Genomic DNA, 16147 nt, shown 5'->3' with positions numbered 1-16147 from the left:
CAGTGGCACATAGTTGCAACATGACCACCCTTCCATCCAAAGGAGACAAGATCGGGCTGGTGGTGACGCGTATCAATGACAATTATGAGGTGGCAGAGGGAATTATTACACGACTAATCAAACGCTGTGTCTGAAAAAGTTTAAAAAAGTAATGAAATCCTATTGACACAGAAAAAGCGATTTTTCTACAATCGGCTCAAACAGGAAAGGAGCTGGTGCAACATGAGAAAAAAGAAAAAACAGGACAACAGACTGTATTGTCCTTATTGTGGACGGCAGGCAGTACTCCGCCCTGCAATGTACGTGTATGGGGAGAGGAACCTGGATCCGGAAAATTATCTGTATGTCTGTGGCGGGTATCCAGCATGTGATTCCTACATAGGAGTTCACAAAAAGAGCCTGAGTCCTATGGGAACCTTGGCAGATGGGAATCTTCGCCACAAGCGGATCGAAGCACACCGGGCGTTAAACGAAGTGATAAACGCAGGGGTTATGACCAAACATGGGCTTTATATCTGGCTGCAGAACCGGCTCTGCCTTTCAGAAACAGAAATGCATATCGGAAAATTTTCTTATTTTCGATGTGAAGAAACCATTCGGGAATGCAAAAAACTTATGGAACAAAACAAAATAAAAATCGAAACGGTTTCCTATGAGGAAAATAAGTTTGCTGCATGAAAGAAAGGAGGTATCAGGTGCGTTTGCAGGCAAAAGAAGATGAAGTTTACCATTTAATGGATCTAAAAGAGTGGTTTTCAGTTCTGATTGGACTTGGCAGCTTTTTGGAGGGAATCGCGCTTTATTTTTTCATCTTTCGAATAAGGGCCTGGGATCTTGCCTATTTGTGTGTGGCACTGGCTCTTAGTATCATATTTCTTTTGCGGCAGACTGCCGGCATCAGCAGACGAATCATGGAATCGGAATACTGTTATATGGAACTGGAACCAGATAGCCTTGCCGTCTGCCAGCCGGAGAAAAATGGAAGATATGAGTCCTGCCGTATTTTTTATCCGGAAATAGACAAGATCGTGGAAGGGAGCCGTCGTGGAATCCCGGAGTTTTATGTTGTGTTAAGAGAAACGGATCAGGAACGGGAGAGCTTTTTTCTATTGGATGATGAAGAGCAAAAGCGAAATATCTTCTGTGTCCGATCTTTTGGGTTTGACCATGAGGATTTTATCCATTTTTACCGAAAGCTCCGGTGGAATGTTCCTGGCAGGGTGCGGATTATCGGAACCAAAAACCAGGAGGTCAGGAACCTTCGAAAGCCAAATACGGGAATGTGTCTGCTGGCAGCCCTTTTTCTTGGCTATGTGGTTCCAAAACTTCTGGAAGTGATGAAGCTGTTTTAAGGAGGAACTTTAAATGATTTTTTATACAGCAGTGGGAAACCGGGTGGAAGAAGACTCCGGAAGGTTTGTGGTACGGGTTGGGGAGCAGGAAAAGGTACTCTCTGAGATGGAGACCATGATTTGGGCCGCCCTTACCTGGTCGGTATGCGAAGAGGCAAATGTACACTCCCAGATGTACCGGCTTTTATGTATTGCCCTTGGAAAAGAAAAGGCGATGGAATGGGCGGATGAAGAGGATTTTCGTTTTTGCTTAAACCGTCTGGTACGGCGCGGCTTGGTAGCCAGATGCGAGGGAGAGACAAAAGAAGAAGCACTGTTTTTCCTTTTTCAAAGGGCAGTACTGAAGCCAATCTGTTATTCTTTTTCTGACCGGATGCGAAACTTTACCGACAGCCTGGCCATGGGAAAAGGAATAAAGTTTGCCCTTCGTGCATTTCAAAAGCCTACATTTTCTTATGAAGAACACAAGGTCTTTACCCAGATCGTGAAAAATGGAACCATTTCCGATCATTTATGCAGCCTACAAAAAGAAACTCAAAAGGTTCCGGTAGCAGAAAAACAAAAAGAGGAGATTTTAGAACAGGTCAGCCAGGAGTATTTACGCATTTTAGTTTCCCTGTACAAAAAGAAACAGCTTGTGATTAGCTGTATCAGAGAGGAAGGCGGACTTGAAGCAAAAGAAAGGATGGCAGCAGTTGTATGAGAACCTGGAAAAAATCCAGATCGGGTATGAAAGGATTCCTGGCTTTTTCAGAAACGGATTGTGAACACTGTTTTGATCTGCCTGGTTATTTTATATTGCGGATGTACATTTGGAATGGCGGAAAAATCCACCGGGTTTGTACTATGGACCATTTATCTGGTGCTATGTGGATTTGGATATGCCGGATATGTCTTTTACCTGGCAGCAACAGGTGCCTATGAAATCGTGGAACTGGAAAAGATCGAGATGACACGCCAGCTGGATAAGGTGTACCGGCTTGATCATGCAGTAACCAAAACCCAGAAAGTGATCTTAAGTGCTTTTGACATGGATTGGAATTATGTGAAATACCGTGCAGAAAATATCAGCAGAATCTTGAAGGGAGTACAGTGATGGCAAGAAACATGAACAGGGAAACACTTGAACAGAAAATAGCAAAAACAGAGAGGGCAATCAGCCGGAACCGTGAACAGAATGACCGCCTGACAGCGGAACTGGAAGACCTGCATAAAAAGAAAAAAGCGATTTTGAATGAAGAAATTTTAAAAGCTATTGCAGGAAGCGAAAAAAGCTATGAGGAGATCCTCAGTTTTATACAAGGAAAAACGGATACCGACAGTAGAGAGGAAGAATGACATGGAAAAACAGGAGCAGGAAGAAAGGAAACACATAGAAGCTCTGGACAGAAAAATAGAAAGACTTCAGGAAAAAGTAATTAAAAAACATAAGGAATATAGTGTTCTTGCTGAGGAGCTTTCCACACTGCTGGATGAACGACACCCGGAACGGAAAATCGAGAGGGCAAAACAGGCGTTGTATGATGTATACGTGGAAAGTGAGCGTTCATTGGATGAAATCATTGACTTGATTCGGAATGCCGATGAATGGATATAGGCTGGATTTAGTTGTAAAATTTCTGGAAGTTCACAATTTATTAAAAGGCTGTTTGAAAATAAAGAAATCCAATTTGACTAAGGGATATCTTTATAAGAAGCAGCCTTTTTATATTTTATAGGTTATTATGTAGTTTGAGACATTTTCGTGACGTTACGAAAATGATAAACTAGCTGAAAAAAATTATCATTAATTTCTAAGATGGTGAAAAATTTTTTATATATGTTGTGTCTTTTTTCTATACTGTAAAGGTGTCAGCCCATATTTTTTCTTAAAAACATTCTGAAAATAAGACTGGCTGGAAAAACAAAGATAGTTCGAAATCTCAGTCAGGCTTTTATCACTATAAGTCAACAGTCCCTTGGCATCTTCCAGCTTACAGCGGACAATGTATGCCCCTATATTAATTCCAAGTTCTTCTTTAAAATGCTTCATGGTGTAGGAACTGCTGCGATGAATCTGTTTTGCGATATCTTCAATACTTAGATTTTCGTTGGTGTGGCAGCGGATGTAGCTCATACAGTTGTATATTTCAGAGGAAATTCCTTCTGGAATATGAGTATTAGCTGTATGGTGGCAGAAATCCTGTATCATGGAATACTGGAGGGATTTTACATCACTGATCGTCTGCAGTCGTTCACATTCCTGAATATATAGATCCATAAGCTGATAGGTCTTTTCAATATCCAGACCGCCTGGAATGGCACCAAGCATTCCCACTTTTGTTGTTGTCGCGATAAATAGATTTTTTGCATGGCGCAAAGGCGTGTTGGCCATTTTTCCCTCTATGGATTGAAACTTGTTTGTGTTCAAAAAATGATCTAGTTTGACAGGGTTTCCTTCTTTTACTGCTTGATATAATTCCTGCTCAAAATAGTAGGAGTCGTGTAAATTATTATTCTCGATATTATTGGCAATTTCGTTGACGTTCTGTTCTTCACGTTTTCTCACGTGCTCATTGTCCTGTTGAAAAAGATCCTGGACACTTATTTCTTTTTGATTCAGACATAGGTGAATTAATGCGAGATGTCTGGAAAATTGCTGGTAAGTAATTCGCGGGATAGTACAGAGAAATTCTGCGACTGCCTCTTGGTATTCCAATGCAATGGCATTTTCATGCATATAAGTTCTGATAATTTCAGAAGTAACCGGAACACTAAAAGCTGGTCCGAGAACAATTGCGTAATCGGTTCCAAGGATATGGACAACTCCATATTCAATATCTGGTGAATATCGGTAAAAATTAGGGGTGTCATCAATCGGTGCCATTTCCCAATAACGCGCAGCCTTTACGGAACATACTTCACCAATAGAAGAATAAATGGCTTCGTTCTTTTTCATAAGACTGACTGGAATATGGGTAACAGAAAAATACATTCTGCAAAAAGATACATAATTCATATGAAAGCATCTCCTCAAGTTTTTCTAAATCTATATTTGACAGTATTTTTGGGGGCTTGTTAATGTTAAAAATCTGAAATTATATGTTGAATTTTACAATATAAAACCTTAAATTACAATACAGAAAAAACTAAGAATGATAAAGTTGAGGTATAAAAAGTTACTGATCCCTGGTAGCTATAAAAGTATTAGATACAAAAAGGAGAAGAAAACATGAGAAAAGAAAAACGCGGTCTGGGAGTTGACCGAAATGGTGTGCAGAAAATGATGCGCAAACGTGATTATCTTGCAGATATGTCAGGGCAGTTTGGCATGAATCTGGTAGCCAATCTGATTGGCCAGCTTACTTATTTCTATACGGATAAGGTGGGTTTGGCTGTTGGCGGCATTGGTATTGTAATGCTGATCGCAAAGATTGTAGATGCAGTGACGGATCTGTGGTTTGGAAATATAATCGATCACTCCAAAGGTGGAAATAGAAAATACTATCGTTGGATTTTAAGAATGATGGTTCCATATTCCATTCTGGCAGCATTACTGTTCTGCGTACCAATTAAGGCAGGACAGATTCCTGCACTGATATATGCATGTGTGACAAACATTCTTTTGTCAGCAGTATGCGGAACCCTGATGGGAACTCCAATGTCTGCTGTTATGGTTGTCAGAACAAACAGCCAGAGCGAACGTGAAAGTATGGGTGTATGCAGGGCTGTTGGTGCATATGGCTCTGGAATGGTAATCGCGATTCTTACAATTCCGATTACAAATGCCCTGGGCGGCAATCAGAATGCATGGATAAAATATGGTTTTATTATGGCGCTTCTGGTTCTGTTAATGCTTTCTATCTGTTATATGAACGGTCGCAAAGCGAAACTTGTAGATGAAGTTAGTGAAAATGATAGTCAGGATGAGGAAGAAGCAATTCCGTTAAAGAAATCTATTCCAATGTTGTTTAAAAATAAATATTGGGTTATTTTAATACTTTTTAATCTGATCACACAGATCACAAATTCAATTGCTGCTACATCTGGTACTTATTACTGTAAATGGATTTTCGGAAATGATAATCTGGTAGCACTTGCTGGAGCCCTGGGATTTTTTGCCACTCTTGTTGGTTTTGTCGTGTCGAAACCGATTATTGCAAAACTGGGAGTTCGTAAAACAATTGATTTCGGTGTACTGGGAGCTGCATTTACTGCTTTAATTCGTTGTATTATCCCGACTAATTTTAAGGTATATATTGCAGTCAGTGTAATCGGAAGCTTTGTTCAGATTCCGCTGATGTGTCTGTACGGAGTTCTTCTGGCTATGGTTATCGATTACAACGAATATACATACTACAACAAAATGGTAGGTGTTTCATCAGGTGCAATTGGAATTGGAACCAAGATCGGTTCCGGTGTAGGTTCTGTAATCCTTACAGCTTGTCTGGCATTGGGCGCTTACAATCCGGATCTGGAAGTGGCAACTACTTCTATGAGATATGCAATTTATGCATTTTCAAACTATCTTCCACTGATTATCAATCTTGGATTATTTGTATTGTTCCGGTTCTTTGATCTGGAAGAAAAGCTTCCGGCGATTCATGAAGAACTGGCGAGAAGACGCAGCCAGAAAAGCACTGAGCAGTAAAACAGCAGTTACTGTTCACTGGTAACAAACACCAATTAGCATAGCATCAGTCGTAAAGTATAAATCCATAATTTACAATTAGAATCTGGAGTGTTGGGCATGAAAAAAATTTACGCAGCAGTTTCGCCGGATGTAAGCCGACGCGAAATCGAAAACAGAAACAGAAGTCGCCTGATTGCAGCAGAAGGAATGGTTTTGCTGGAGAATAACGGTATTCTGCCGCTCAAGTTAAAAGAAGCAAAAATCGCTTTGTTTGGAAATGGTGCCAGACATACCGTCTCAGGTGGAACTGGCTCAGGAGAAGTGAATGCAAGAGAAGTCAGTTCTGTAGAACAAGGGCTGGAGCACGCAGGTGCTGTCATTACCACGAAAGCGTGGCTGGACAGATACGATGCTGCGGCAGTGCAGAAGAAAGAAGCTTATAAGGAAAAAATGCAGCAAAAATATGCCGATTCTCCGGAACTGGCATTCTGGGCGATGTTTGCCCATCGGAACCCTTTGACGATTCCTACAGAAGAAAATGATTTTTCCAAGGCAGACCAGGATATTGCAATTTATGTACTTGCAAGAAATTCCGGTGAAGGTGCAGACAGAAGAAATGAGCCTGGTGACTATCAGCTGCATCAGGAAGAGAAAGAGTTTTTGACTACTCTGTGCAGCCATTACAGTCACGTTATTGTTGTACTGAACATTGGCGGCGTGATTGATACTTCCTTTTTCCATGAGCTGTCCAATATTTCAGCTGTTGTTCTGATGGGACAGGCTGGCAGCTCAGGGGGAGATGCACTTGCAGATGTTTTGAGTGGAAAAGTAAATCCCTGTGGACATCTGGCAGCGACCTGGGCAAAAGAATATGAAGATTATCCCAATGCAGATACATTTGGATATAGGAACGGAAACCGGGATGATGAATATTATACAGAAGGAATTTATGTGGGGTACCGTTGGTTTGATTCTTTTGGAAAAGTTCCGGCATATCCATTTGGATATGGAAAATCTTATACTACATTTTTGGTTGAAACAAAGGATATTTTACTTAAAAATTCTGAAATCGTATTAAATGTACAGGTTACGAATGCAGGAAAAGAATATTCTGGAAGGGAAGTAGTGCAGATTTATATATCAGAACCGGATGGACGGCTGGAAAAGCCTTATCAGGAACTGGCAGCTTATGCAAAAACAAAATGCCTACAGCCTGGTGAGAGTGAGAATATGACGATTTCCTTTCCGGTAAGCCGGATGGCTTCTTATGATGAGAAACAGGAAGCGTGGATCTGGGAGAAAGGCAGCTATATTATCCGTGTAGGAGAACATTCCAGAGCAACAAAGGTGACCGGAGTTATTCACCTGGAAAAAGAATGTATCTATCAGAAACTGGAAAAATTATTGCCGCTGGATTGTGAAATGGAATGCATCCATGGGGATAAAACGCTGTTTTATTCATATCCGGAAGAAGAAAAAGAAATCAAGAATGCTCCAGATTTGTTTGTAGAAAGTTTTCTGACAAAAAAGAAAAATGACAATTGTCTGGAAAAACAAATAAAAAAATCAGAACAGGTTCCTGACAAGAAAACGGAAATTCAAGCATCTCAAATCTACAGAATGGAAGATGTGCTCTCTGGAAAATGCAGTCTGTACGATCTGGTACAGCAGTTAACAAAAGAAGAACTGACTGCATTATGTGTTGGAACAGCAAGAGGCGGTGAAGAAGAAACTTCGACAATAGGGGCGGCAAGCAGAGCCTGCCCTGGAGCTGCAGGAGAAACGACTTCAAGTCTTATTAAAAGCAGAAATATACATAATATTATTCTGGCTGACGGACCTGCTGGTTTGCGGTTGTCACCAATCTTTACAGTGGATGACGGTCAGAATGTGACTTGGCAGAAACCAGCCCTTGGAAATGATTTTATGGATATTTTTATGAAACAGGATAATCGGCCTTTGAAAGAGAAGGAAGTTACTTATTATCAGTATTGCACTGGAATTCCTACAGCAACTTTGCTGGCACAGACCTGGGATAAAGAGGCTCTTTACGAAGCAGGAGATATTGTCGGTTCCGAAATGAAAGAATTTGGAATCATGCTTTGGCTGGCACCGGGAATGAATATCCAGAGAAATCCTTTGTGTGGAAGAAACTTCGAATATTATTCTGAAGATCCGCTTATTTCCGGTATTTGTGCAGCTGCTGAGACCCAAGGCGTTCAGTCTCACCCTGGAGCTGGTACTACAATTAAACATTTCGCATGTAACAATCTGGAAGATAACAGGGCATACAATAATAGTCACGTGACAGAACGCACTCTGCGTGAAATTTACTTGAAAGGATTTGAAATCGCAATCAGAAAAGCACAGCCGTTGGCCTTGATGTCATCTTACAATATGTTGAATGGAATTCATACTGCGAATTCGGTAGATCTTTTAACAAAAGCTGCACGTCAGGAGTGGGGCTTTGAAGGGCTGATTATGACTGACTGGGGTACTACCGCAGAGCCCAAACCGGATCTGGAAGGCAGAATGCCTTTATATGGACCTTCCAACGCGGCAGCCTGCATCAAGGCAGGAAATGACCTGCTTATGCCGGGAAGCAAAGAGGACGTAGAGGAAATACTTGCATCTGTTGATGCAGAAGAGGGAACTGTAAAATATCCGATTACACTGGAAGAATTACGTGGATGTGCAGAAAGAATTTTACGGATCATAGCAAAAAGCAATACCTACACTGAGGAGTCATAATGATAAAAGCAACGGATTTGAAAATTGAATACTTAACAGGTAATCCAACTATAGATATTGTTTCACCAAAATTGTTATGGAAAGTACAAGAAGCAAAGACACAGACGGCCTATCAGGTAAAAGCCAGTGTGGATGGTCAGGAGATATATGACACTGGAAAAGTCAGATCTTCTGTAATGGATCATAAATATCAAGGAAAATTAAAAAGCCGCAGTCAGGTGACCTGGAAAGTCCGTTTATGGGATGAAAAGGATATCTGTGGAGAATGGAGCGAAAAAAGCAGCTTTGAAATAGGACTTCTGGATGAAAAAGACTGGGTGGCAGAATGGATTGATCCGGAACTTTTTCATGAACCAGAGGAAAGACAGCCTGCCAGTTATCTGAAAAAAGAATTTCTGGTAGAGAATTCCGGAAATGCCAGACTCTATATAACTGCCCATGGTATTTATAATGCGTATATAAATGGGAAAAAAGCCAGTGATTTTATTCTTGCCCCTGGTACAAGTCAGTATAATGCCAGACTTCAATATCAGACATACGATGTGAGTGGGCTTTTAAACGTCGGAAAAAATGAAATTCTTGTTACAGTTGGAGATGGCTGGTGGCGAGGCGATACTGGATACGGTGGAGTACGAAATAGCTTTGGGACAGATCTGGCAATTCTGTGTCAGCTGGAAATTGATAGAAAAACAGTTCTGATAAGTGATAAAAGCTGGAGTGCATCCCAGGAGGGACCGCTTGGGTTAAATGATCTGATGCAGGGCGAGTGTTATGATGCAAGAAAAGAAAACATCTGTGAATGGCATCCGGTAACAGAAAAACAATTCGGCTATGAAAACCTGGTTTGTTCCAATAGCTTTGATGTAGTTGAAAAAGAAAACTATACAGGCAAGCAGATTCATACACCTAATGGAGAGGTTGTTATTGATTTTGGTCAGAACATAGCTGGTTACGTGAAGTTTGGATTTTATGCACAGGCAGGACAGTGCATTACGCTTTATCATGGAGAGTGTCTGGATCAGAATGGCAATTTTACGCAGGAAAATTTCCAGGCACCAGAGCACCGGGTAGAGCAATGTGTAAAATACATTTGTAAAGAAGGCTGGAATGAGTATAAGCCGGAAAAATCCATATTTGGTTTCCGCTATATTAAGGCTATAACAGATGTAAAAGTGACAGAAAAGAATTTTACCGCAATTGCTGTTTATTCAGATATGCCACAGACAGGAAAATTTGAATGTGGACATCCGGGAATCAATCAGCTGTTTTCAAATGCAGTGTGGAGCATGAAAGGGAATTTCCTTGAAATTCCTACTGATTGTCCTACAAGGGAGAGAACCGGCTTCACAGGCGATGCCCAGGTATTTGTAAACACAGGAATGTACCTGATGGAATGCTATCCGGTATATCGGAAATTTTTAAGTGAATTAAGGGAAGTACAACTGGAAGGTGGTTGTATCAGCCAGACAGCTCCGGCATCACAGGGACATTTGTTTGACGGTGCGGCTGGATGGAGTGATGCCATAGATCTGATTCCATGGAGAATGTATCTTCGTTACAATAATCCAGAAATACTTGCAGAAAATTATGAAAAAGTAAAGGAATGGTTGGCTTATTGTCTGGAACGTGCAAAAAAGGACAATCCTGGAAGAAAAAAAGGGAAAAACGAAAAGTATAGTTCTTATCTGCTGGATACAGGCTGGCATTGGGGAGAATGGATCGAACCGGACTGGAACGGATTTATAAACACAGAAGATCCAGGTGGAACTTACCTGAGAGATATTTATGAACATGGTGCACCGGAAGTCTGCACTTCACATTTATCTTACGGCTGCTATATCGCCTCAGAAATGGCAAAAGCTCTTGGATACCAGAAAGAAGCAGAATTCTATAGTGAAATGAGAAAGTTTACCAAACTGGCCTACCGGGAAGTTTGTATGGAAAATGGACATATGAAGCAGAAAAGACAGTGCGATTATGTTCACGCGATCATGTTTGACATGCTTTCAGAGGAAGAAAAAAAGATTGCCTGTGATGAGCTGAATGAAATGATCGTGAAAAACGGATTTCATCTGAATACCGGATTTTTAAGCACATATGAACTGCTTCATGTGCTGACTGATTATGGTCATGGAGATACGGCATGGAAGCTTATGCTTCAGGACACATATCCGGGGTGGCTGTATCAGCTGAAGTATGATGCAACTACAGTCTGGGAAAACTGGAAAGGTATGGAAGCAGGAAGAGAACCGAAAGATTCCATGAATCACTATTCTTTCGGAACTTTTGCCGGCTGGCTGATGGATCGTGTTGCCGGAATACGGGTGGAAAAAGGAAAAATCAGGATTCAGCCCTATCCTGACAGGCAGATTGGATATGTGAAAGCATCTTACGATTCACCTTTTGGAAAAATTAAATCTTCCTGGGAGTATGAGGGAGAAAACTGCAGAATAAAAGTAGAAATCCCGGCGAATGCCCATGCAGAAATTTTACTGCCAGATGGCAGCTGTCATGAAGCAGACTACGGTAAATATGAATATGTGATAATGGAGAACAAGCATGAGTAAAGAATACTTAAACGCATCACTGGCACCTGAGAAAAGAGCTAAGGCACTGCTGGAAGAAATGAGTCTGGAAGAAAAAGCAGCACAGCTGACCGGTGTTTTTCCTTTTGACGAAGAATATAAAGATTTTGACGGAATTTCAAAAAGAGTACCGCATGGTATTGGAGAAGTAAGCACATTGGAAATGCGGCGGATGGAGACATTGGAAGAAGTTGCGGCGTGGCAGAAAAAAGTCCAGGAAATTGTAATGGAAAACAGTGAACATCACATTCCTGCAATTTTTCACATGGAAGGCTTATGCGGCCCATTTATTCAGGATTCCACCAGCTTTCCGGCAGGTATCGGACGTGGTGCCGGATTTGATCCGGAAGTGGAAGAAAAGATCGCAGAAATTGTAAGCCGGCAGGAAGCTGCCTGCGGAATTACCCACATATTAGCGCCTGTTCTGGATATCTCCAGAGATTCCCGTATGGGACGCCAGGGAGAAACCTATGGGGAAGATCCGGCCCTTGCTTCTGCAATGGGAGCTGCATATACAAAAGGAATACAGAAAAAGGAAACAGCAGGAAGAAAAACAGAAAGTGTTGCCAAACATTTTCTGGCCTTCCATAATTCCAATGGAGGAATCCACGGAGCTGTCAGTGATACACCGCCAAGACTTCTGGAAGAAATTTATGGAAAACCATTTCAGGCTGCAATCCAGGAGTCTGACCTTCTGGGAATCATGCCTTGTTACTGCACTGTGAATGGGGAACCGGTATCTGCATCTTATGGACTTCTGACAAAGCTTCTTAGAGATGAAATGGGATTTCAGGGACTTTGCATCAGTGACTATGGTGCAGTTGGTAATACCCATGGCTCCCAGCATGTTGGAGAGACGCTGGAAGATGCCGGACTGCTTTGCCTGAAAGCCGGAATGGATATGGAACTTCCGAATCCAAGTGGATTTGGAGAGAAGTTTCTGGAAAAGTTCCGGACTGGAAAAGCCGATATCAGTGCACTTAACCGGGCTGTATTGCGTGTGCTGACTGCAAAGTTCCGTATGGGCTTATTTGAACATCCGTTTTCTTTGCAGGGAGAGGAGTTAAAAGGTGTATTTTCCCAGAAGACAGACAGAGAAGTATCCCTGCAGTCCGCGAAAGAATCGCTGGTCCTTCTGAAGAATAACGGAGTATTGCCAATTGGCTCCGACGTAAAAAAAATAGCAGTAATCGGTCCTCATGCAGACTGTGCAAGAAAGTTTTTTGGTGGATATACCCATATGTGCATGATGGAATCCACTTATGCCATAGCGAATTCCATTGCAGGAGTCAGTGGGGTAAAAGTTGCAAAACCAGAGGAAATCAAAACAGTTCCAGGAACGAATATCCAGTCAGATGAAACAGAGGAGTTTGATCAGATCCTGAGAAGGCAGAAGCCGGATTGCAGAAGCCTTTTAGAAGAACTGCGGGAAAAGCTGCCAGATGTAGAGGTAAGCTATTCTTATGGTTATTATATTGCAGGAGAAGATGAATCCCATTTTGAGGAAGCCTTGGAAAAGATAAAAGAGGCAGATCTGGTAATCCTTACATTAGGAGGCAAACACGGAACCTGCTCCATGTCTTCTATGGGAGAAGGTGTAGATGGAAGCAATATTAATCTGCCAAAAGGACAGGACGAATTTATAAAACGTGCAGCTGCATTTGGCAAGCCAATGGTCGGAGTACATTTTGACGGAAGACCGATCTCAAGTGATATTGCGGATAAGTATCTGGATGGAATCCTGGAGGCATGGAGCCCGGCAGAAACCGGAGCAGAGGCTGTTGTAAGCGTATTGCTTGGAGAATATAACCCAGGAGGTAAAATGCCTGTTACAACTGCTTATCATGCAGGACAGATTCCTGTTTATTACAATCATCAGTACAATTCCTGCTGGGATCAGGTTGGAAGCATCGGATTTGCCAATTATGTGGATTTGCCACACACACCAAGATATTGTTTCGGCCACGGACTTTCCTATACACAGTTTTCCTATTCCGACCTGAAACTTTCCAAAAAGGAAATTGGCCCTTTTGAAACAATTGAGATCAGAGTGGATGTAGAGAACGTGGGCAGCAGGGTCGGCGATGAAGTGGTACAGCTGTATTTGAGAGATCTTTATGCAAGTATGGCAAGACCGGTAAAAGAATTGGCAGGATTTAAGCGAATCACTTTAGAGCCAGGAGAAAAGCAGACAGTTATATTCGAAGTAAAGGCTAGTCAGATGGCATTTTTGGACATGAATATGCAGTGGAAAGTGGAAAAAGGAACATTTCTTGTGGAAGTGGGAAGTTCATCCCAGGATATTCGCTTGAAAGATGAGTATAAGGTTACAGAAGACGGCTGGTTGGAAGGAACAGACAGGGGATTCTATGCAAAAGCTTACAAGGAGGCAGACAGAACATGAGACAACACTTAAGAATACATAAAGCAGAACCTAATAAGGGAATTCTGGATTACTCTCACCTTTTAGACGCACCTGCCGGAAAACACGGATTTGTGGAGACAAGAAACGGACATCTGTATTTCGAAGATGGAAAAAGAGCCCGTTTTCTTGGCTTTAATGTGGCAGCACGTTCCAATACGCCTGATCATGAAACTGCGAAAAAAATGGCAGAGCGTTTTGCAAGCATGGGAGTAAACCTGATTCGTCTTCATGCAGCAGATGCGCCTGTAGGTGAGCAACCTGGAAGCTGGAGCAGCTGTGTAAATAACCCACTTCTGGATTATGCAGACGGAAACAGCAGGAAATTCAATCCAGAAGGGCTGGACCGTTTTGATTACTTTATTGCGAAATTAAAAGAAAAAGGAATTTATCTGCATGTTGACCTGATTGTTGCAAGAGAATTTCAGCCAGGTGACGAAATGGATTATCCAGGGGGAGCACCGTCCTGTATTAAACGTTATGCCATTTATAATGCGCGCATGATAGAGCTGCAGAAGGAATATGCAAAAGAGCTGCTTTGTCATGTAAATCCCTATACAGGACTCTCACTTGCAGATGATCCGGCTGTTGTGACAGTTCAGATCAACAACGAGGATTCTGCAATCAAATGGGCCATGGGAGCTGATGCCGATGAGCAGATGAAGCCATACAGGGATGAAGTGCAGTCTCGTTTCAACCATTTTCTGTTAATGAAATATCATACAAGAAAAAGACTTGCAGAAGCATGGACTTGTGAAGGCTGCTGTGCGCTAGGAGAAGAGGAAGATCCGGCAGCAGGAACGGTACGTGGTATTGCAGGCGGTTTTTATCAGCCGGTTAACGATCCTAATGGTTCTTGGGATACAGAAGAAAGTCCGGCCAGATATGCAGATTTTATGGAGTTTGGTATTTATATGAACCGGAAATTTTACCGGGATATGAAGGATTATCTTATTTCTTTGGGAGTTAAGGTTCCGATCGTTACAAGTAATCTGATCGCAGGGGCGGCTGATGTGTATGGACATACAGATGGAGATCTGATGGAAAACAACAGCTATTTCAATCATCCGCTTTTATTGCCTGATATGAACAATACTTATATGGTAAATGGACCGGTAGAATATGTATCCACCAATCCTCTGACCTGGCAGAGAGGCGTTGGTTCCATGGCAACTACCCTGTTGAGTCTGGCATCTGTAGCAATCGTAAAAGGAAAGCCTTTTATGTTAAGCGAATGGAACGAATATGGTGAGCATATGTTCCATTCCACTGCACTTGTTCAGACAGTTGCCTATGCATGCCTGAATGACTGGGATGGATTGATTCTTTACAATCATCATACCTCAGAGAACTGGGATGATCAGCCGGCAGATGAAATCCGGAATATCTTTGATGTGTATAATGACCCGGCGGTGATCTGTCAGTGGGGATTTATGGCATCGATGTTTCTGAAAGGTCTGGTATCTGAGGCTAAGCATTGTGTTGATATTGTGTATACCCAGAATGATCTGAAAACACTGCCTGAGTTTCATGCTATGCCGACTATGTTTTTCCCATATATAACAGGAATGCGCAACGTATTTCTGGATTCTGGTGACACCTACCAGGGAAATGGAGATATTGCAGTAAATGCAGGATTTTTAAACGGAGCCAGATTATCTGAGGCAAAACACAGTGTTTATTATGCGTGGTCAAAGTACCGGGATATTGGAAGAAGATATGAAGATAAAAACCGGCTGGAAAGAGCTGCTAAGGGAACAAAGCTGATTGAGCAGGGCGTTCATCTTGGGGAGCAGGCGCTTGTGTTTAATGATATTGCAAAGATTGCAGGAGAGGGAGATTACAGAAATTTTGCGCGCATCATGGATCAGGCGATGAAGGAGTGGGATGTAATTCCAAAGGAAACTGGCTATGTTGATGGAAAATTAATATCTGAGACCGGGGAAATTATATTTGATCCGGAAAATGCCTGCTATGCGGTTCAGACTCCTTATTGTGGATATTACAGCGGGGCACCGAAAGAATTGATTTCGTTATCTGATATGGTAAAGGTAAAAGCAGAAAACAAACGGATCACGTTGGCTTTTATCGCAAAAGAAGAAAACAATCTTGATCAGGCGCAGGAATATATTCTTACTGCAATGGGAGAGACTGGGATGGATGAAACCGGATACTATCCTGGACAGAAAATACCCGGAATGCCATATGAATTTACAGCTGTAGAATTTAAAGGAAAGCTGTTTGCAGAAACACTGGAAGGCTGTATTTATGTACAGGCAAAAGAAGCCAAGCTTGAGGTACTAAGTCCGGTTGGAGAAGTAATCGCACAGCTTGAAGGAATAGAGGAAAATGGGGAGATACAGTTTGCGGTAAATGGCACGATTCCAGGAATTCAGTATCATCTCACTGTAAAAAGATAAGAAAT

General features: G+C 41.9%; 13 protein-coding genes. 12 read left to right on the top strand and 1 reads right to left on the bottom strand.

Annotated features, from left to right (window positions below; all coding sequences use genetic code 11):
• Window positions 1-2 precede the first annotated feature (2 nt).
• The 7 genes from DWZ38_RS23650 (at window position 3) to DWZ38_RS16635 (ending at window position 2949) form a co-directional block, all read left to right on the top strand.
• On the top strand, window positions 3-134 hold the full coding sequence (locus DWZ38_RS23650; protein WP_301331857.1) for a hypothetical protein: 132 nt from the start codon (window positions 3-5) through the stop codon (window positions 132-134).
• 88 nt (window positions 135-222) lie between these two features.
• Entirely contained in the window at window positions 223-678 is a 456-nt protein-coding gene (locus DWZ38_RS16660; RefSeq protein WP_117854246.1) for a zinc-finger-containing protein, read from the top strand.
• Complete coding sequence (locus tag DWZ38_RS16655) at window positions 675-1352, top strand: hypothetical protein (RefSeq protein ID WP_147422335.1); 678 nt, start codon at window positions 675-677, stop codon at window positions 1350-1352. The genes DWZ38_RS16660 and DWZ38_RS16655 overlap by 4 nt, the downstream gene beginning before the upstream one ends.
• Before the next feature lie 13 nt (window positions 1353-1365).
• Window positions 1366-2055, top strand: a complete 690-nt coding sequence (locus tag DWZ38_RS16650) for a hypothetical protein (RefSeq protein WP_117854244.1) — start codon at window positions 1366-1368, stop codon at window positions 2053-2055.
• 60 nt (window positions 2056-2115) lie between these two features.
• Window positions 2116-2448, top strand: a complete 333-nt coding sequence (locus tag DWZ38_RS16645) for a hypothetical protein (RefSeq protein WP_178105358.1) — start codon at window positions 2116-2118, stop codon at window positions 2446-2448.
• Window positions 2448-2690 (top strand): hypothetical protein, encoded by a 243-nt coding sequence (locus DWZ38_RS16640; RefSeq protein WP_117854242.1) that lies wholly within the window; start codon window positions 2448-2450, stop codon window positions 2688-2690. The genes DWZ38_RS16645 and DWZ38_RS16640 overlap by 1 nt, the downstream gene beginning before the upstream one ends.
• 1 nt (window position 2691) lies before the next feature.
• Entirely contained in the window at window positions 2692-2949 is a 258-nt protein-coding gene (locus DWZ38_RS16635) for a hypothetical protein (RefSeq protein WP_117854241.1), read from the top strand.
• Window positions 2950-3165: 216 nt separating this feature from the next.
• Here DWZ38_RS16635 and DWZ38_RS16630 read toward each other — a convergent pair whose 3' ends face one another.
• Entirely contained in the window at window positions 3166-4350 is a 1185-nt protein-coding gene (locus tag DWZ38_RS16630) for a helix-turn-helix domain-containing protein (RefSeq protein ID WP_117854240.1), read from the bottom strand.
• Window positions 4351-4563: 213 nt separating this feature from the next.
• Here DWZ38_RS16630 and DWZ38_RS16625 point away from each other — a divergent pair, with 213 nt between their 5' ends.
• The 5 genes from DWZ38_RS16625 to DWZ38_RS16605 all read left to right on the top strand — a co-directional run bounded on the left by DWZ38_RS16625 (window position 4564) and on the right by DWZ38_RS16605 (window position 16142).
• On the top strand, window positions 4564-5982 hold the full coding sequence (locus DWZ38_RS16625) for an MFS transporter (protein ID WP_226838046.1): 1419 nt from the start codon (window positions 4564-4566) through the stop codon (window positions 5980-5982).
• Window positions 5983-6081: 99 nt separating this feature from the next.
• Window positions 6082-8715 (top strand): glycoside hydrolase family 3 protein, encoded by a 2634-nt coding sequence (locus tag DWZ38_RS16620; protein WP_117854239.1) that lies wholly within the window; start codon window positions 6082-6084, stop codon window positions 8713-8715.
• The gene (locus tag DWZ38_RS16615) at window positions 8715-11282 is read left to right on the top strand and encodes a family 78 glycoside hydrolase catalytic domain (RefSeq protein WP_117854238.1); all 2568 of its coding nucleotides are present in this window, start codon (window positions 8715-8717) and stop codon (window positions 11280-11282) included. The genes DWZ38_RS16620 and DWZ38_RS16615 overlap by 1 nt, the downstream gene beginning before the upstream one ends.
• On the top strand, window positions 11275-13704 hold the full coding sequence (locus DWZ38_RS16610; RefSeq protein WP_117854237.1) for a glycoside hydrolase family 3 N-terminal domain-containing protein: 2430 nt from the start codon (window positions 11275-11277) through the stop codon (window positions 13702-13704). The genes DWZ38_RS16615 and DWZ38_RS16610 overlap by 8 nt, the downstream gene beginning before the upstream one ends.
• Window positions 13701-16142, top strand: coding sequence for a hypothetical protein (locus tag DWZ38_RS16605; protein ID WP_117854236.1), 2442 nt, complete (start codon window positions 13701-13703; stop codon window positions 16140-16142). The genes DWZ38_RS16610 and DWZ38_RS16605 overlap by 4 nt, the downstream gene beginning before the upstream one ends.
• Window positions 16143-16147 lie beyond the last annotated feature (5 nt).

It is taken from the genome of Ruminococcus sp. AF31-8BH (genome assembly GCF_003460605.1).
Lineage (GTDB): Bacteria > Bacillota > Clostridia > Lachnospirales > Lachnospiraceae > Blautia_A > Blautia_A acetigignens.
This window is presented reverse-complemented; position numbering and strand designations above follow the sequence as displayed.